Raw genomic sequence first — 18,156 nt, 5'->3', positions numbered from 1 at the left:
ATTCGTCGCTATCCTCTCGTCGCTTTCGGAATGCTGTTCCGGACCGCATCGTCCGCTTGCGCTTCAACGTGCGCTTGGCAGCCTTGGTCATAGCCGTGGAAAGTCTTGTGCAGTTGCCAGGGCGGCAACAAGGCCGGGTTGTCCGTGCAAGGTGGTCTCGCCACAGCACCCGGCTCCCAGGCGGGCAAGGAGGGCGACTTATGCTATACGTTGCGTTCTTGGTCGGATACGAGCCGATGGATCAGGAAAGACTTCTGGCCGCAGTCCTCCTAGCTGATGTCGTGGGCAGCACGCCGCTCTATGAGCGCATCGGCGATGATGCAGCTCTGCAGCAGATCTCGGATTGCCTCGACGCGATACGCGAGATCGTCGCCCGGCACGGCGGTGACTTCATTTACTCGAAGGGCGATGACGTGCTCAGCCTGTTCGACAGTTCGGAGGCGGCGCTGAGGGCCGTCTTCCAAATCAGCAGCGAACTGACGAAAGGGCCGTTGCACGCCCGGATCGGATTGCATTTCGGGGCGGTCATTCGCGCGCGGGGCGCGGTATTCGGAGACGTTATCAATGTCACCGCAAGGTTGTCCACCACGGCCAACCCCGGGGAGGTGCTGATCAGCCAGAGCTTCTTCGAAGCCCTTTGCGCGGATAGCCGCAGTGCCCTGCGGCTCCTCGACAAAATGGCTTTCAAGGGAAAGCAAGAACTCTTCGATGTCTATACCCTGGGGAGCGAGGATCGGGCCCTCAGTACGCAAATCGTCAGCCGGGGCACGGTTATCGAGAGACGCTCCGCCCCGCCGCGGCAGATCAATCTGGTCATCCGCTATGGAGATCAGTTGCGATCCTGCCGAAACAACGAATTGGTGACGATCGGCCGATCCCCGGAATGCAACATCGTCATCCAGCGGCCCTGGGTCTCAAGGCACCACGCGACCTTCACCATTTCGAATGGCAAGGCCGTGCTTATCGAGCGAAGCTCGTCGGGCACATTTGTGTCGATGGGACCCGACCATCAGGTATTCGTGCGCCGCGAAGATATCCTTCTCTTCGGCTCCGGCGTCATCTCGCCCGGACGGAGATCGTCCCTCGGCGACGCCGAAATCCTTCACTACGAAATTTTCTCAGACTAATCCGGCCCGGCTTGACCGTTGCCGCATGCTGCCGGATCCAGCGCCGCGCGCTTGTAGAATCGGAAGTTTATTCAGTGAAATTCAATGGCGATTGGCTCCCCGGGCCGGATTCGAACCAGCGACCAACCGGTTAACAGCCGGTTGCTCTACCACTGAGCTACCGGGGAACGGAGGCTCTGACGTGAGTGGCGCAGCCTATAGCAAACACCTTTCGGCTTTGCAAAGCAGCAATTCGCAATTTTTCTGCAGTTTTTCGTGCGGCGATTTGTGGCATCGCTTCGGCGTGCCCACATATGAGCGGCTTGACACCGGCATGGAACAATGCGGCTGGTCGTCCTTTGGTATTTATGACATCGGCCGCGCAGATGGGATCTGGCTTTGAATGACGGCAACTGACGACGATAACCCACCGGCGCGCAAGATCACGGTCTTCGGCCGCGACTTCTCCATGCCGCGCTCGCGGGGATTGCGGATCGCGATCGGCGTGCTACTCACAATCGGCGGGATTCTGGGCTTTCTGCCGATTCTCGGTTTCTGGATGGTTCCGATCGGCCTGCTGGTCCTGTCCTACGAATTCGCACTGGTGCGTCGTCACAGGCGCCGCTTCGTGGTCTGGTGGGAACGCCGCCGCCGGCCGGATTGAGAGCTTTGCAGGGAGAGAGTCCGGCAGGTGCCGCCGACACCATCGGGATCGGCCGCAAGCAATCGGCAACCACTGCCTTCGATGACGAATGGGAAAGCATCGGGAATGACTTGCCGGTGCTTGACGACCTTTCACCGCCAACATATTGAGTTGCCCCGGAACGCCGGGAGCATGGAAGGCCTCGTGGCGGAGTGGTTACGCAGAGGACTGCAAATCCTTGCACCCCGGTTCGATTCCGGGCGAGGCCTCCAATGCCCGGGCTCCGGCGCTGTCGCGCCGGGGCGCTAGGTTCCGGTCGAATTGGCCCGCGTCATTTGCCTGGAAATCGGATCGGGCGCGGGCAGCGAATTGGGCGCGGGAAGCGGGTTGGTTGGGACATGAACGCTGATTTCTCCGAACGCCGCGTGAAGATGGTCGATGGCCAGATCCGCACCACCGATGTGACCAGCGCGCCGCTGATCGAAGCGATGCTTTCCGTGCCGCGCGAGGCTTTTGTCAGCGCCGGGCAGCGGGACCTAGCCTATATCGACGAGGACATCCGCATCACCGATGGCGTCAGTGGCGGCGGTGCCCGCTATCTGATGGAACCGTCACCGCTCGCCAAGCTTTTGCAATTGGCCGAAATCAGCGACACCGATTCGGTGCTCGATGTCGGCTGCGGCACCGGCTATTCGGCCGCGCTGCTTTCCCGAATCGCAAAATCGGTGGTTGCGCTCGAAAGCGACCCGGCGCTTGCCGAAGCCGCGAAGTCGACCCTTTCCGCACTGGATTGCCAGAACACCACCGTAGTGATCGGGCCGTTACCGCAGGGTCATGCCGCCGCGGCGCCCTATGACGTCATCTTCATCGGCGGCAGCGTCGAGGAGGTGCCCGCGGCATTGCTCGGCCAGCTCGCCGAGGACGGACGGCTGGTTGTGGTCGAGGGGCAGGGCAACTCCGGCGTTGCGCGTCTTTTTGTCAAGGCCGGGGGGGTTGTAACCGGCAGACGCGCATTTAATGCGGCAATTAAGCCACTACCGGGGTTCGAACGTGCTCATGCGTTCGAATTTTGAGCGGTTTTGCCTTGCAGCGAAGGCGCTGACATGATCGCTTGCGCTTGAACAATCGTTGCTGATTTGCTTCACGTGCATTTTCGGGGGCTGTCAGCGGGGGACGATAAACACGCGGCGCTAGCTGATCCGGAAGGAAAAGGTGCGCGGCGTGGTTCCCATGCAAACGAATGAGGGATAATACGTGCCGCCCCTACACAAGACTTTTCTATCAGCCATACTTGTTTCGGCGACCGCGCTTTCGCCGCTGGCAGCATCCGCCGAAACGATCACCGGCGCGCTCGCCAAAGCCTATCAATACAATTCCCAGCTGAATTCCGCCCGCGCGGGCACCCGTGTCACCGACGAAGGCGTGGCCATCGCCAAGTCCGGCTACCGCCCGACGATCAGGGGATCGGCTAGCATCGACTATACGAGCAGCCGCAACAACAACCTTGGTCAAACCTTAAATATCACTACGGGCAATTTCGGGGTTGAGATCGACCAGACGCTGTTCGACGGCTTTCAAACCAAGAACAATGTCGCCGCCGCCGAAGCGCAGGTCAGGGCCTCGCAAGAAAGTCTCCGCAACACCGAAGAGAACATCCTGTTCAACGCGGCAAGCGCCTACATGGATGTGATCCGCGATCGCCAGATCGCGGTCCTGACCGCACAGAACCTGCAATTCCTGACCGAGCAGGCGCGCGCCGCGCGATCGCGCTTCGAGGTCGGAGAGGGCACCCGCACCGACGTCGCACAGGCCGATGCCTCGCGGGCGACCGCGGTGGCGCAACTCGCCAGCGCTCGCGCGACGGCGCTGGCGAGCGCTGCGACCTACCACCAGATCATCGGCGACGAGCCGGGCAAGCTCAAGGCGGCCGCGCCGGTTGGAAAGCTGCTGCCGGGAAGCCTCGATTCGGCCTTCGCCATCGCCGCCGCGGAGCATCCGGCCATCCTTGCCACCGAGCATCTCGTCGACGCCGCGGCCTTTTCGGTTAAGTCGGCCGAAGGGGCGCTATTGCCGCAGCTTTCCGCCAGCGCCGGGATTTCGAGCCAGTATCGCAACACCTCGCCCGGCGTTTTTGCATCGGCGGGTTCCGAAGGAACGACCAATTCGGCCAATATCGGTGCAACGCTTACCGTGCCGATCTATTCGGGCGGGCGCACCTCTGCGCTGGTCCGCCAGTCGAAGGAATCGCTCAGCCAGGCCCGCATCGAGGTCGACGTCAGTCGCGACCAGGTGCGCCAGGCCGTGGCTTCGGCGTGGACGCAATACACCGCCGCGCGCGAAAGCGTGGATGCCAACAGGCAGGTGATCGCCGCCGCGCAACTGGCGCTCAACGGCGTCATCGAGGAACGCAATGTCGGCCAGCGCACCACGCTCGACGTGCTCAACGCGCAGAACGCCGTCATCACCGCCAAGATCAACCAGGCGAGCTCCGAGCGCGATGTCGTCGTGGCGAGCTACGCCATCCTGTCGGCGATTGGCCGCCTGTCCGCCGGCCAACTCGGCCTGGCGGTCACGAAATACAACCCGGAAGAGCATTACAACGCCGTCAGGGACAAGTGGATCGGGCTGCGCACGCCGGACGGCCGCTGAACCTTTGGCATTTCCAAAAGCGCCGCGTGTCCAATGGATGCGCGGCGCTTTTGCATTGGAAACCAGACGGTCGGCTGTCGGCGGCTTAGCGAGCTAATCTGTTGAAATCCAACGTCTCCCCAGATTGGGGATTCTCGGATGACGATCGGTCGGCTACGCTGTCCGCATTGATTCGAATTCCGGTCTTGCCGGAATGGGAATCTTGAACAAGTCACAAAGGCGGCGGATGTGACGATGGCGACAGCGAGCAGCGCGCAGCGCGAACCTTCCATGGAAGAGATACTTGCTTCCATCCGAAGGATCATCGAGGACAGCGATACCGGCCGCAAACAACCGGCGGCGGACAACGGTGACGTTCGCCAGGACCTCCGGCCGACGCCGGCGGCGCAGACGGCCGACCTTGACCCCTTCCGTTCCGAGCTCAACGCCGGATCCGCTCCCAGCAAGCCGGTGAGTTTGGCGGAGATACAGGCCCAGCTTGCGGCGTCCGATCCGACGATCGCCGAGACCGGCCCTGAACCGGTGAAGACCGCGCCCGCTCCCACCACCCTGGCGGAAGTCGGGGCCAGGGTAGCCGCCGAGCCGGACACCCCGGCGGTCGCGAGGGCGGCGGAGAGCGTGCCGCAAGGTGCCGATACCATCGTCGCCGAATGGCGGCGCGAGATCGCCGCCGTTGGCGGAAATTCCGTCAAGGCGAAGGTAGCAACTCCGGAAGTGGCGCGCGAAGTCGAGATCGACGAGGAGGATCTTGCGGCGCCAACGGCCGAGACCGCGGCGCCCGACAACGTTTCGGAGCCATCCTCGGCCGACCTGCCGCCAGCCTGGCCGGCAATCCTGTCCGAGCATGCGGGCCGTCAGGTCGCGGCGGCCTTCGGCGAGCTTTCCGATGCCTTCGCCAGCCGCAGCAAGAAGAGCTTCGACGAGATGGCCGAGGAGATGCTGCGGCCGATGCTGCAGGACTGGCTCGACAACAACCTGCCGACACTGGTCGAACGGCTGGTGCGCGAGGAAATCGAACGCGTGGCGCGCGGCGCGCAGTGATTTCGTCTGGGCTTTCAGCGCAAAAAGCGCCACCCTCAGGCGGTGCTTTTTATTTCCGCGAAAATGTGGCCGCGCGATCTGTCTCGCGATGAGTCATGGGCTTGCCGCAGATCGCCGCAAGCCTATCTGGGCAAGGCGGGCCCATCCTTCTCGCGGTTGACTCGGCCAAGAGCTTCCGATTTACACCGGACGCTTGTTCCCGACAGTTCGGACTTCCTCCATGCTTGATAAAACCTACGACGCCAAGACCGTCGAGCCGAAGATCGCCAAAATCTGGGAAGAGGCCGATGCGTTCCGCGCCGGCGCCGGCGCGGAGGAAGGGGCGGAAGCCTTCACCATCGTCATCCCGCCGCCGAACGTTACGGGCTCGCTGCATATGGGGCACGCGCTCAACAACACGCTGCAGGATATCCTGGTGCGGTTCGAGCGCATGCGTGGCAAGAATGTGCTGTGGCAGCCGGGCATGGATCATGCCGGCATCGCCACGCAGATGGTGGTCGAGCGGCAGCTGATGGAGAGGCAGATCCATCGCCGCGACCTGTCGCGCGAGGAGTTCATCGAAAAGGTCTGGGAGTGGAAAGCCGAATCCGGCGGCGCCATCTTCAATCAACTGAGGCGGCTCGGTGCCTCGGCCGACTGGAGCCGAGAGCGCTTCACCATGGACGAGGGTCTGTCCAAGGCGGTGCTGGAGGTGTTCGTCACCCTATACAAACAGGGGCTGATCTACAAGGACAAGCGCCTTGTGAACTGGGATCCGAAGCTGTTGACGGCTATTTCCGACCTCGAGGTCGAACAGCATGAGGTCAACGGCAATCTCTGGCATTTCCGCTACCCGGTCGAAGGCCTCGCGTTCGATCCCGAGAATCCGAAGACGTTCATCACCGTCGCCACGACACGCCCGGAAACCATGCTGGGCGACTCGGCGGTGGCGGTTCACCCCGACGACGAGCGGTTTCGCGACCTGGTCGGCAGGAACGTCATCCTGCCGATCGTCGGCCGCAGGATACCGGTTGTTGCGGATGAGTATTCGGATCCGGAAAAGGGTTCCGGCGCGGTCAAGATCACCCCGGCGCATGACTTCAACGACTTTGAGGTCGGCAAGCGCCACAAGCTGCCGGCGATCAACATCCTGACCGTCGAAGCCTACATCAAGCTCAAGGATAACGAGGAGTTCCTTGCAGGTCTTGAAGTGACGCCGCAGCGCCAGGCCGTCTGGGATGAGCTCGACGGGCTGGATCGCTTCGTGGCGCGCAAGAAGATCGTCGAGCTGATGGAAGCGGGCGGCTTCCTGGAAAAGGTCGAGCCGCATCGCCACACCGTGCCGCATGGCGATCGCGGCGGCGTGCCGATCGAGCCGTTCCTCACCGACCAGTGGTACGTCAACGCGGCGGAGCTCGCCAAGCCGGCCATTGCCTCTGTGCGCGAGGGCCGCACGAACTTCGTGCCGAGGAACTGGGAGAAGACCTATTACGACTGGATGGAGAACATCCAGCCCTGGTGCATCTCGCGGCAGCTGTGGTGGGGGCACCAGATTCCGGCCTGGTACGGGCCGGACGGGCGCGTCTTCGTCGAGAAGACCGAAGAGGAGGCGCTGGCTGCGGCGGTCGAATATTATTTGGCACTGGAAGGACCGTGGAAGGCCTGGGTCGAGGACAAGCTTGAGAATTTCAAGCCGGGCGAGATCCTGACGCGCGACGAGGACGTTCTCGACACCTGGTTCTCCTCGGCGCTGTGGCCGTTCTCGACGCTCGGCTGGCCTGACCAGACGCCGGAGCTGAAGACCTACTACCAGACCGACGTGCTGGTGACCGGCTTCGACATCATCTTCTTCTGGGTGGCCCGGATGATGATGATGGGCCTGCATTTCATGAATGAGGAGCCGTTTCACACGGTCTATGTTCATGCGCTGGTGCGCGACAAGAACGGGCAGAAGATGTCGAAGTCGAAAGGCAACGTCATCGACCCGCTCGACCTGATCGACGAGTATGGCGCCGACGCGCTGCGCTTCACCTTGACCGTGATGGCAGCGCAGGGGCGCGACGTGAAGCTCGACCCGGCGCGTATCGCCGGATACCGCAATTTCGGGACCAAGCTCTGGAACGCCACGCGCTTCGCCGAAATGAACGAGGTCGCCAGGAACGACGATTTCTGGCTGCACGACGCCAAGCTCGCGGTCAACCGCTGGATCCTGACCGAGCTGACGCGGGCGGCGCGGGCGATCACGGAGGGCATCACCACCTACCGCTTCAACGAGGCGGCGGGCGCCGCCTATCGCTTCGTCTGGAACTTGTTCTGCGACTGGTATCTCGAACTGCTCAAGCCGGTGTTCATGGGCGCGGACGAGGCGGCCAAGGCGGAGAGCCGGGCCTGTGTCGCCTTCGTGCTGGACGAGATCTACAAGCTGCTGCACCCGATGATGCCGTTCATGACCGAGGAGCTGTGGGCGCAGACCGCGGGCGAGGGGAAGGAACGCACCTCCCTGCTTTGCCACGCTGCTTGGCCCGCGCCCGATTTCGAGGATGACGAGGCTGCCGCCGACATCAACTGGCTGGTCGAGCTCGTCTCCGGCATTCGCTCGGTGCGCTCGGAAATGAACGTGCCGCCGGCGGCGATCGCGCCGCTGGTGGTGATCGGCGCCAATGCCATCACGCAGGAAAGGCTGGACCGCCACGCCCAGGCCATCAAGCGGCTGGCGCGTGTCGGCGACATCGCGCTGGTCGATGCGCCGCCGAAAGGCTCGGCCCAGATCGTTCTCAACGAAGCGACCGTCTGTCTGCCGCTCGGCAGCCTTATCGACCTTCAGGCCGAAGCAACGCGGCTGCAGAAGGAACTGGCCAAGGTGACCGAGGAGATCGCCCGCCTGCACAAGAAGCTTTCCAACGAGAAGTTCGTCGCCAACGCGCCGCAGGAGGTGGTCGAGGCAGAGCGCGAAAAGCTCGCCGAATATCGCGAGGCGCAAGAGAAGCTTTCAGTTGCCCTGACCAGGGTCCGAGACGCCGGGTGACCGGCAAGATTCGGCTTCACTGGAGGGCGCTTTACGAAGCGTCACCACGCTCGTATACGGGCCTGCCGTTGGGTTAATTTTGACGTAAACGGAAAGTTTTGGCCCCATTGTTGCCGTAATGTAACAATGGGGCCCAGTCCGATCAAAATGGCCCGTTTTTGAGCTGTTTCGGACCGTTTTTGCAATTTTTTCTCTCAGTCCGATGCCGAGTGGGCCGCTTTTAAGGCTCAATGGGCGGTCGATGACCATGGCGAAAATACGAGCTGTCAAGGTGTACATGTACAGCTCACGAATTCGTTGTTGCGCCGTTAACCTGAATTGGTTCTAGCTTGCCCCACTTCGTGTTTCGGGGAGGATTTCCATGAACGTTTTGCGGCTCAAAGCACTGCTGGGGGCAGGGTGCTTTTCGCTGGCTTTGATCGGAGCGGCGATGCACCCGGCGCATGCCGGTGGGCTCGAGCGCGGCGGCTACGACATCGACCTGCTGTTCGACCCGGCGCCGTTCGCGACGGAAGCGGAAGCTACCTATGTGATGCCGGATCGCAAGTACAAGAATGCGACTGGTCTGAATGGGACATTCAATTTTCTCAGTTCCACGGCGGATGGCGCCGAGGGTTATTGGGTGCCGCGCATCGGGGGCAAGATTCAGGTTGTGCCGGGCGTCGATTGTATGATCGACTATTCACAGCCGTGGGGCGCTCACACCGCCCCTGGCGCGTCGTGGAATGGCGCTTTTTCCAACGTTGAAACGGACATCAAGAGCAATAACTACGCTGGTACCTGTTCATACAAGTTCGATGTCGGTAAGGGCCAGCTCCGCTTTATCGGCGGCGCGTTCTACCAGGATATTTCAGGCTTCAAGCAAAGCTTAGTGGGTTTCAATCCAGTTGGGCCGTCACCGATTGGCCGCGTCGACCTGGAGGCCAGCGGCTGGGGCTGGCGCGCTGGCGTTGCCTACGAAATCCCTGAGATCGCACTCCGCGCCAGCTTGGTCTATAATTCCCAGGTCAAGCTCGACAACATCTCCGGCACCCTGACGTCACCGACATTACCCACGGGTTCTGCGCCGATCTACGGCAGCACTCAGTACATGCCGGACTCCGTGGAGTTGAAATTGCAATCCGGCATCGCGCCAGGCTGGCTTGCTTTCGGTTCGATCAAATGGGTGAACTGGAGCGTGCTGCAGAGCGTTCCCATTTGTATTGTCGGGACTCCCACCGCCGCATGTTTTACGGGCAATGATGCTTCCGGCTCTCTTCAGGCCACCTCGCTGGACCTGATGTATCGCGACGGTTGGACGGTGTCCGGCGGCATAGGCCATAAGTTCAACGATCAGTGGAGCGCCGCCGGTCAGCTCACCTGGGATCGCGGCACTTCGCACGGCTATGGCGCGCAGACCGATACTTGGACACTCGGGGGCGGCGTCGCCTACACGCCGCGGCCGAACATCGAGGTTCGGTTGGCTGGTGCATTCGGTGTGCTGACCAGCGGGCATTCCGGCATCGTGACCGGAGACAACGGTTATCAGGCCGGCACCGACGCCAGCTACGACTTCGGCAACGATCTGGTCACGGCGATCTCGGGTGGCATAAAGATCAAGTTCTAAGCCGCTCCCGCAATTCCGCGAAGAAGGCCGGGCACCGCCCGGCCTTTTTCTATTGGGCAATCAACGGCCTGGGCTGGTTGGCCGATCCTGTGTTGCAAATTAGCTGCACAGCCGGCGCTTCAGACGATTGTGACGTTTCAGCAACAGTTTATGAACAACCCCGAAGCAAAAAGGCTAGCCGAGGGAACTGCCCATTTCCCGCCATAAACCCGGAGCAACTCGAGTAGGTCTCGGGACGCGTGCCAGGTTGGCCCGGCGATGGGACCGGCCGCGGGGTGTGCGGCAAGGACGACGATGGACGCCAAGGCAATCTCCAAGGCCAAGCTGCCCAGCCGCTACGTGACCGAAGGTCCGGCGCGCGCGCCGCATCGTTCATACCTCTACGCCATGGGATTGTCGGCGGCCGAGATCGCGCAGCCGCTCGTCGGCGTCGCCAGCTGCTGGAACGAGGCCGCACCCTGCAACATCTCGCTGATGCGCCAGGCGCAGGTGGTGAAGAAGGGCGTCGCGGCCGCCAATGGCACGCCGCGCGAATTCTGCACCATCACCGTCACGGACGGTATCGCCATGGGCCACCAGGGCATGAAGTCGTCCCTGGTGTCGCGCGAGGTGATCGCCGATTCAGTCGAGCTCACCATGCGTGGCCATTGCTATGACGCGCTGGTCGGGCTTGCCGGCTGCGACAAGTCGCTGCCCGGCATGATGATGGCGATGGTGCGGCTCAACGTGCCGTCGATCTTTATTTATGGCGGTTCGATCCTGCCCGGCAGCTACCGCGGAAGGCAGATCACCGTGCAGGATGTGTTCGAGGCGGTCGGGCAGCATTCGGTCGGCACGATCTCCGATGCCGAGCTGCTCGAGATCGAGCAGGCCGCCTGTCCGTCGGCAGGGTCGTGCGGCGCCCAGTTCACCGCCAACACCATGGCGACGGTCGCCGAGGCGATCGGGCTGGCCTTGCCCTATTCCTGCGGCGCGCCGGCGCCCTACGAAATGCGCGACCGGTTCAATTTCGCCTCCGGCGAAAAGGTCATGGAGCTGATCGCGAAAAACATCCGGCCGCGCGACATCGTTACCCGCAACGCTTTGGAGAATGCCGCGACGGTCGTTTCGGCCACCGGCGGCTCGACCAACGCGGCGCTGCATCTGCCGGCGATCGCGCATGAGGCGGGTATCAAGTTCGACCTCTTCGACGTGGCGGCGATCTTCGAAAAGACACCTTATATCGCCGACCTCAAGCCCGGCGGCAAATATGTCGCCAAGGACATGTTCGAAGCCGGCGGCATTCCGCTCTTGATGAAGACGCTGCTCGACCACGGCTATCTTCACGGCGACTGCATGACGGTCACTGGCCGCACTTTGGCCGAAAACATGGAGCACGTTGCCTGGAATGAGAGCCAGGATGTTGTGCGTCCCGCCAATCGGCCAATCACCAAGACAGGCGGCGTTGTGGGCTTGAAGGGCAACCTCGCCCCCGAAGGCGCGATCGTGAAGATCGCCGGCATGTCGGAGCTGAAATTCTCAGGCCCGGCGCGCTGCTTCGATTCGGAAGAGGAGTGCTTCGAAGCGGTCACGCAGCGCAATTACCGGGAGGGCGAGGTTCTCGTCATCCGCTACGAGGGGCCGCGCGGCGGTCCGGGCATGCGCGAGATGCTGTCGACGACGGCAGCGCTCTACGGCCAGGGCATGGGCGGCAAAGTGGCGCTGATTACCGACGGCCGTTTTTCCGGAGCTACACGTGGTTTCTGCATCGGCCATGTCGGGCCGGAGGCGGCGGTCGGCGGGCCGATCGGGCTCATCAAGAATGGCGACGTGATCTCAATCGATGCCGTTAATGGCACGATCGAGGTGGCGCTGTCGGATGCCGAACTGGCGGCCCGGGCCAAGAAATGGAAGGCGCGCAAGACCGACTATAAGTCCGGCGCGATCTGGAAATATGCGCAGACCGTAGGGTCGGCCCGCGACGGCGCGGTCACCCATCCGGGCGGCGCAAAAGAAACACACTGCTATGCGGACATTTGAGGTGTTGAGGTCATTTGTCTTGCCGGCACTGGTCGCGGTGGCGACCTTGGGCGCCGTCGGGCAGGTCATGGCCTTCGATGACAAGGTGTTCGACGACAAGACCGGGGTCAAGCCGCAGTCGAGCCCGTGGGCGGTGTTCCAGTTCGGCTTCTCCGCCTACAAGAACGGCCACAAGGACCAAGCGGTCGAGGCCTATAAATATGCCGCCGAGAACGGCCAGATCGGCGCCACCTGGAAGCTTGCGCGCATGTATGCCCAGGGCGACGGCGTGGCCCGCGACGACTATGCGGCCTTCAAGTTCTTCTCCGAGATCGTCGATCAGGATGTCGAGCCCGGCTCGCCCGAGGAAAGCTATGTCTCCGATGCGCTTGTCGCGCTCGGCGACTATCTGCGCAAAGGTATCCCCGGCAGCCCGGTCGAGGAGAACGAGGTTGCGGCGCAGGAATACTACATGCGCGCCGCCGCCAACTACCGCAACCCGAACGCGCAGTTCGAGATCGGTCAGATGTTCCTGAAAGGCGAGGGCGGCGTGAAGGCCAGCGTCAAGCAGGCCGGGCGCTGGCTGCAACTCGCGGCCGAAAAAGGCCATGCCGGCGCGCAGGCGACGCTCGGCAATCTGTTGTTCCAGAGCGGCAAGATCGTGCGCGGCCTGGCGATGATGACGGCTGCCTTGGAGCGTGCCCCGCCGGCGGATCAGCCCTGGATCCGCAGCATGCAGGAAGAGGCCTTCGCCGCGGCTGGCGAAGCCGACCGTCGCACGGCGATTTCGCTCGCCGACGACATCCTGACCAAGGGCAACAACGGCGACCAGTAGGCCGCAGCTTCGGCTTCAATTTTCGGTAGGTTCCGTCGGCGCCGTGATTGAGGTCGGGTGCAGTTTCGGCGCCTGATTCTCGCCGGGGCAGTCGTCCTGGACCTTCGTCCAGGACGTGTTGTTGAGAACCATATCGCAGCGGGCGAGGTGACTTTCGCCGGCAATGGTCAGGCAGGCCGTCTCACCGAGCTTGAACGATTTGCCGTTGGCAAGACACTCCGGGGCCGCGAGCGCTGGCGCGGCAAATGCCAGCGCAAGGCCGACCGGGCAAAGAACAAATCGGATCGCCATCGAACCCCGCAACAATCCCGCATCAGACACACGATTTGTGGCGACATCAGGGTTCGGCAAGAGTCCGCAAGCAGCGCCTTCAGGCCGGCTGCAAGCGCAGATCGATGGCCACTGGCACGTGGTCGGAAGGTTTTTCCCAGGCGCGGACGTGCTTTTCAACCGAGGCCGACGAGAAGCGGTTAGCGGCTTCGGGAGACAGCAACAGATGGTCGATGCGGATGCCGTTGTTCTTCTGCCAGGCGCCGGCCTGATAGTCCCAGAAAGTATAGACATCCGGCGAATCGGTCACGGCGCGCACGGCCTCCGTGAAGCCGAGATTCTTCAGGCGCCGGAAGGCCTGCCGCGTCTGAGGCTGGAATAGCGCGTCACTGCGCCAGTTTTCGGGGAACCTGGCGTCGGCGGGCTCGGGGATGACGTTGTAGTCCCCGGCCAGCACCAGCGCTTCCTCGAGCCTCAGCCGCTCTTCCGCCCAGCGCTCTAGCCTCGCCATCCATGACAGCTTGTAGGAAAACTTCCGCTCGTCATCGACTGGGTTGCCGTTCGGCAGATAGAGGGAGGCGACCCGCAGCGCGCCCTTATCGGTCGAGAAGACGCCTTCGATGAAGCGCGCGTGGTCGTCGGCATCGTCGCCAGGCAAACCGCGATTGACCTCGTCGAAGGGCAGCTTCGACAGGAGAGCGACGCCGTTGAAGCTCTTTTGGCCGTTGGTCTCGACATTATAGCCCAGCGCCTCGATCTCCGCCCGCGGGAACTGGTCGTCGACCGTCTTGATCTCCTGCAGGCACACGATGTCCGGCGCGCTCTCGGTAAGCCAGTGGGTGAGGTTGCCGATGCGGGCGCGAACGCCGTTGATGTTCCAGGTGACGATCTTCATGCGGACCTCAATGTTCTTCCGGCGCAAGGCGCTCGACGAGGCCGATCGTATTGCCTCCCGGATCCTTTAGAAAGGCCATCCATTCGCTTTCCCCCGCCGGACCGAACCGGCCCTCGGTGTCGCGATGGACCAGCGCCGGCGACGCGGTGAAAGGAACACCGGCGGCTTTCGCCTCGGCATGGAAGGCCTCAAGGCCGGCAATATCGAGATAGACGGTGCCAGGGGGCACGCCGTCGCCAAAGAACAGCCGCACGCCGCCCGCGATGATGAAGGCGATGCCCGGCGGATCGTAGCGCGCATGCACGCTCATGCCGAGCACATCGTGCCAGAAAGCCAGCGTTCTATCCAGATCGCGCCCGGCCGACAGCGCGACCTGACGGACCGCGCCGACCGTGGGCATGGCGGCCCGCTAGACGGAGAAGCTGGTGCCGCAGCCGCAGGAGGCGACGGCGTTCGGGTTTCGGATCTGGAAAGACTGACCCATAAGGTCATCGACGAAATCGATCACCGAGCCGCCCATATAGACCAGCGAGAGGTCGTCGATGAGGATCGTGGCGCCATCCTTCTCGATGGCTACGTCGTCGTCGTTGCGACTATCGACGAGATAGAACTTGTAGGAGAAGCCGGAGCAGCCGCCGCCTTCGACGGAAACGCGCAAGGCATTCTTGCCCGGCTCGCCGGCCAGAATCCTGGCGATCCGCTTCGCGGCCGCTTCGGTCATTTCGACCTTCATGGCAGTCTTGGCATCCGCGCCCATCGGCGTCACCTTGCTTTCGGTTTCCCATGATAGGTATGAAGCGGACGGGGGCAAGTCAACTGGTGGGCGAATGGGCAAGGATGCTCTCGGTGAGATCGGTTTCGGCTACCGGCCGCGCGCCGTTTACGCGAGCGATCCGGCGCGCTCGCGCGGCCGCCTGTTCGATGAGCCGGAAAGTCCGACCCGGACGCCATTCCAGCGTGACCGCGACCGCATCATCCATTCCACCGCCTTCCGCCGGCTGAAGCACAAGACGCAGGTGTTCATTGCGCATGAGGGCGATCACTACCGCACCCGGCTGACGCATTCGATCGAGGTGGCGCAGATTGCCCGCGCCCTGGCACGCGCGCTGCGCGGCGACGAGGATCTGGCGGAGGCAGTGGCCTTGGTGCACGATTTCGGTCACACGCCTTTCGGCCATACCGGCGAGGAGGCGCTGAACGAAAAGATGGCCGGCTGGGGCGGCTTCGACCATAACGCGCAGTCGTTGCGCGTCGTCACCCGGCTCGAGCGGCGCTACGCCGAGTTCGACGGGTTGAACCTCAGCTGGGAGACGCTGGAAGGGCTGGTCAAGCATAACGGGCCGCTTACCGATGCAAGCGGGAAGGGGCTCAAGGGCCCCGTGCCGCAGGCGATCCGCGACTATTCCGCACTGCACGACCTCGAGCTCGACCGCTTCGCCGGCATCGAGGCGCAGTGCGCCGCGATCGCCGACGATATCGCCTACAACACGCATGACATCGACGACGGCCTGCGTGCCGGCCTGCTGACGCTGGACATGCTGGAAGACATCGGCCTGCCGGGCTCGATCCTGAGTGGCGTGCGCGCCCGCTACCCACAACTCGACGACGTTCGCACCGGCCACGAGCTGATGCGGCGGCAGATCACGCTGATGGTGGAGGATGTTATTGCTGCCGCTACCGACAATATCGAGCGCCTCAAGCCGGACAGCGCCGATGCGGTGAGGGCCGCGGGTGAGACGATGGTCACCTTCTCGGCCGAAATGGCGGCAGCCGAAAAGGAGCTGAAGGCCTTTCTTTACAAGCATCTCTACCGGCATGCCGAAGTGATGCGCGTGCGGGCCGACGCCGAGCAGATCGTCCGCGACCTGTTCGATGTCTATTTCGCCGACCCGCGCGCCATGCCGGACGGCTGGCGCGAAGGGCTCGACAGGGCGCAGGATCGCATCAAGGCGCGCAGCGTCGCCGATTTCCTGGCCGGAATGACCGATACCTATGCGCTCAAGGAGCACAGGCGATTGTTTGACCATACGCCGGATTTGGGCTAGGGCGAGCCACGATTTTGTCGGCCAAGCAGCCGGTCCCTCTTAAAGCCCAGAGCATACCCGATGAATATCTTCGCCGATTTCAACGCGCGGATCGTAAGAGCCGTCGAAGCCCTTGATCTGAAGGACAAGGATGGCGGAGCGCTGGATCTGTCGCGCATCGCGGTCGAGCCGCCGCGCGACGCCAGTCATGGCGACCTTGCCACCAATGCGGCGATGGTGCTGGCAAAGCCCACCGGCCAGAACCCGCGCGCGCTGGCCGAGCAGCTGACCGCAGCGCTGCGCAGCGATGCCGACATCGCTTCCGCCGATGTTGCCGGCCCGGGCTTCGTCAATCTCCGGCTGAAGGACGGCTTCTGGCAGGCGCATTTGGCAGTGCTGCTCGGCGAGGGCCGCAACTATGGCCGCTCCAAAATCGGCGGCGGCCGCAAGGCCAACGTCGAGTATGTCTCGGCCAATCCGACCGGCCCGATGCATGTCGGCCATTGCCGGGGCGCCGTCGTCGGCGACACTTTAGCCAACCTGATGGCCTTCGCCGGCTACGATGTGACCAAGGAATATGTCATCAACGATGCCGGCTCGCAGATCGACGTGCTTGGACGCTCGACCATGCTGCGCTATCGCGAGGCGCTCGGCGAAGCCGTCGGCGAGATTCCGCCAGGCCTTTATCCAGGCGACTATCTGATACCCGTCGGGCAGGCGCTGGCCGAACAGTTCGGCCTCGGCCTGCTGGAGATGCCGGAAGACGAGGCGCTGGCGATCGTCAAGGATCGCACGGTCGACGCGATGATGGCGATGATCCGCGAGGATCTGGCGCTGCTCAACGTGCATCACGACGTGTTCTTCTCCGAACGCACGCTGCATGCCGACAACGCAAAGAAGATCCGCGCGGCAATCGCCGACCTGACGCTGAAGGGTCATATCTACAAGGGCAAGCTGCCGCCGCCGAAGGGCGAGAAGCCGGACGACTGGGAAGACCGCGAGCAGACGCTGTTCCGCTCGACCGCGGTCGGCGACGACATGGACCGGGCGCTGGTGAAGTCGGACGGCTCTTTCACCTATTTCGCCGCGGACGTCGCCTATCTCAAGGACAAGGTCGAGCGCGGCTTCGTCGATCTCATCTATGTGCTCGGCGCCGACCATGGCGGTTACGTCAAGCGGCTCGAAGCGCTGGCGCGCGCGGTCGCCGGCGACACGGTCAAGCTCACGGTCCTGCTCTGCCAACTGGTGAAGCTGTTCCGCGACGGCGAGCCGGTCCGGATGTCGAAGCGGTCAGGGGATTTCGTCACGCTGCGCGACGTGGTGGAGGAGGTCGGCCGCGACCCGATCCGCTTCATGATGCTCTACCGCAAGAATGATGCGCCGCTCGATTTCGACTTCGCCAAGGTCACCGAGCAGTCCAAGGACAATCCGGTGTTCTACGTGCAATACGCTTCCGCGCGCTGCCACTCGGTGTTCCGGCAGGCGAGCGAGCAATTGGGCGAAGCGAATTTCGACCGCGACCGGCTTGTGGCCTCGGTTGCGTCGCTGACGGACGAGGGCGAAATCGGCCTGATCCGGAAACTCGCTGAATATCCACGGCTAATCGAATCCGCGGCGCTTGCGCTGGAGCCGCACCGGCTGGCATTCTACCTCTACGATCTGGCGTCGAGCTTCCACGCACACTGGAATCGGGGCACCGACAACCCAGACTTACGTTTTGTTAAGGTTAACGACCCACAATTGACGTATGCCAGACTGGGGCTGGTGCAGGCTGTTTCGGATGTTTTGACCTCCGGCCTGACGCTGATAGGAGCTGATGCGCCTACCGAAATGCGTTAGGTTTGACTAAAAAGCCTGTCACCTTTTGCCCACATTGCGCTGGTAAGGGCCAACCCTGCGCGACGTCCATGGCGTCCGACTGTGTGCGAGTTCGGGAACAATAATGGCAGACAGAACCCAGCTGAAAGTAGCCGCAAGCAATCACATCGCCGACGACGATCCGTTCGCCGAACTGACCCGCATCATGGGTTTCGATCCGCGTCAGCCGGTCAGGCCGCAGTCGCCAGCGGCCGCAAAGGCTGCGTC

Annotated in this window: 16 protein-coding genes and 2 tRNA genes; 13 read left to right on the top strand and 5 right to left on the bottom strand. The window is 62.8% G+C overall.

What is annotated here, in order from left to right; genetic code table 11:
- Positions 1–236: 236 nt before the first annotated feature.
- Positions 237–1,127 carry an FHA domain-containing protein gene (locus EOA49_RS14925; protein ID WP_164746728.1) on the top strand — a complete coding sequence of 297 codons (891 nt, stop codon included), beginning with the start codon at positions 237–239 and terminating at the stop codon, positions 1,125–1,127.
- A 92-nt stretch (positions 1,128–1,219) separates the two neighbouring features.
- Here the strand turns inward: EOA49_RS14925 and EOA49_RS14920 are convergent.
- Positions 1,220–1,294: transfer RNA gene (locus tag EOA49_RS14920), tRNA-Asn, on the bottom strand.
- Between the two features lie 14 nt (positions 1,295–1,308).
- On the opposite strand from EOA49_RS14920, the gene EOA49_RS14915 reads away from it, so the two are divergent.
- From EOA49_RS14915 to EOA49_RS14870, 10 genes are all read left to right on the top strand, one after another.
- Positions 1,309–1,509, top strand: coding sequence for a hypothetical protein (locus tag EOA49_RS14915; protein WP_095780750.1), 201 nt, complete (start codon positions 1,309–1,311; stop codon positions 1,507–1,509).
- Positions 1,510–1,770, top strand: coding sequence for a hypothetical protein (locus tag EOA49_RS14910; protein WP_066999931.1), 261 nt, complete (start codon positions 1,510–1,512; stop codon positions 1,768–1,770). It abuts the gene before it with no gap.
- A gap of 177 nt (positions 1,771–1,947) precedes the next feature.
- Positions 1,948–2,021, top strand: a tRNA-Cys gene (locus tag EOA49_RS14905).
- A gap of 126 nt (positions 2,022–2,147) precedes the next feature.
- Positions 2,148–2,822, top strand: a complete 675-nt coding sequence (locus tag EOA49_RS14900) for a protein-L-isoaspartate O-methyltransferase (RefSeq protein WP_067329513.1) — start codon at positions 2,148–2,150, stop codon at positions 2,820–2,822.
- Between the two features lie 181 nt (positions 2,823–3,003).
- Positions 3,004–4,398 carry a TolC family outer membrane protein gene (locus EOA49_RS14895; RefSeq protein WP_127240272.1) on the top strand — a complete coding sequence of 465 codons (1,395 nt, stop codon included), beginning with the start codon at positions 3,004–3,006 and terminating at the stop codon, positions 4,396–4,398.
- A 234-nt stretch (positions 4,399–4,632) separates the two neighbouring features.
- Positions 4,633–5,439, top strand: coding sequence for a PopZ family protein (locus tag EOA49_RS14890; protein WP_127243221.1), 807 nt, complete (start codon positions 4,633–4,635; stop codon positions 5,437–5,439).
- Between the two features lie 220 nt (positions 5,440–5,659).
- Positions 5,660–8,443: a valine--tRNA ligase gene (locus EOA49_RS14885; protein ID WP_127243220.1), complete on the top strand. Its 2,784-nt coding sequence runs from the start codon at positions 5,660–5,662 to the stop codon at positions 8,441–8,443.
- Between the two features lie 361 nt (positions 8,444–8,804).
- Positions 8,805–10,049, top strand: a complete 1,245-nt coding sequence (locus EOA49_RS14880) for an OmpP1/FadL family transporter (protein ID WP_127242096.1) — start codon at positions 8,805–8,807, stop codon at positions 10,047–10,049.
- A 294-nt stretch (positions 10,050–10,343) separates the two neighbouring features.
- Positions 10,344–12,068 (top strand): dihydroxy-acid dehydratase, encoded by a 1,725-nt coding sequence (gene ilvD, locus EOA49_RS14875; protein WP_127243219.1) that lies wholly within the window; start codon positions 10,344–10,346, stop codon positions 12,066–12,068.
- Positions 12,055–12,882 (top strand): tetratricopeptide repeat protein, encoded by an 828-nt coding sequence (locus EOA49_RS14870; protein WP_066999951.1) that lies wholly within the window; start codon positions 12,055–12,057, stop codon positions 12,880–12,882. Before ilvD ends, EOA49_RS14870 begins: the two co-directional genes overlap by 14 nt.
- A 15-nt stretch (positions 12,883–12,897) precedes the next feature.
- On the opposite strand, the gene EOA49_RS14865 is transcribed toward EOA49_RS14870, so the two are convergent.
- From EOA49_RS14865 to erpA, 4 genes are all read right to left on the bottom strand, one after another.
- On the bottom strand, positions 12,898–13,173 hold the full coding sequence (locus EOA49_RS14865; protein WP_066999955.1) for a hypothetical protein: 276 nt from the start codon (positions 13,171–13,173) through the stop codon (positions 12,898–12,900).
- 79 nt (positions 13,174–13,252) lie between these two features.
- A complete protein-coding gene (gene xth, locus EOA49_RS14860) occupies positions 13,253–14,047 on the bottom strand; it encodes an exodeoxyribonuclease III (RefSeq protein ID WP_067329529.1) in 795 nt (264 codons plus the stop codon).
- A gap of 7 nt (positions 14,048–14,054) precedes the next feature.
- Positions 14,055–14,447 carry a VOC family protein gene (locus EOA49_RS14855; RefSeq protein WP_067329532.1) on the bottom strand — a complete coding sequence of 131 codons (393 nt, stop codon included), beginning with the start codon at positions 14,445–14,447 and terminating at the stop codon, positions 14,055–14,057.
- Between the two features lie 9 nt (positions 14,448–14,456).
- The gene (gene erpA, locus EOA49_RS14850; protein ID WP_067329535.1) at positions 14,457–14,804 is read right to left on the bottom strand and encodes an iron-sulfur cluster insertion protein ErpA; all 348 of its coding nucleotides are present in this window, start codon (positions 14,802–14,804) and stop codon (positions 14,457–14,459) included.
- Between the two features lie 70 nt (positions 14,805–14,874).
- Here erpA and EOA49_RS14845 point away from each other — a divergent pair, with 70 nt between their 5' ends.
- Complete coding sequence (locus EOA49_RS14845) at positions 14,875–16,092, top strand: deoxyguanosinetriphosphate triphosphohydrolase (protein ID WP_067329538.1); 1,218 nt, start codon at positions 14,875–14,877, stop codon at positions 16,090–16,092.
- 60 nt (positions 16,093–16,152) lie between these two features.
- The gene (gene argS / locus EOA49_RS14840) at positions 16,153–17,910 is read left to right on the top strand and encodes an arginine--tRNA ligase (RefSeq protein ID WP_127241594.1); all 1,758 of its coding nucleotides are present in this window, start codon (positions 16,153–16,155) and stop codon (positions 17,908–17,910) included.
- The last annotated feature ends 246 nt before the right edge of the window (positions 17,911–18,156 follow it).

This window comes from Mesorhizobium sp. M1A.F.Ca.IN.020.04.1.1 (assembly GCF_003997315.1).
In the GTDB taxonomy this organism is placed as follows: domain Bacteria; phylum Pseudomonadota; class Alphaproteobacteria; order Rhizobiales; family Rhizobiaceae; genus Mesorhizobium.
Note: the sequence above shows the minus strand (reverse complement) of the source record. Positions and strands in the feature narration are given on the sequence as shown.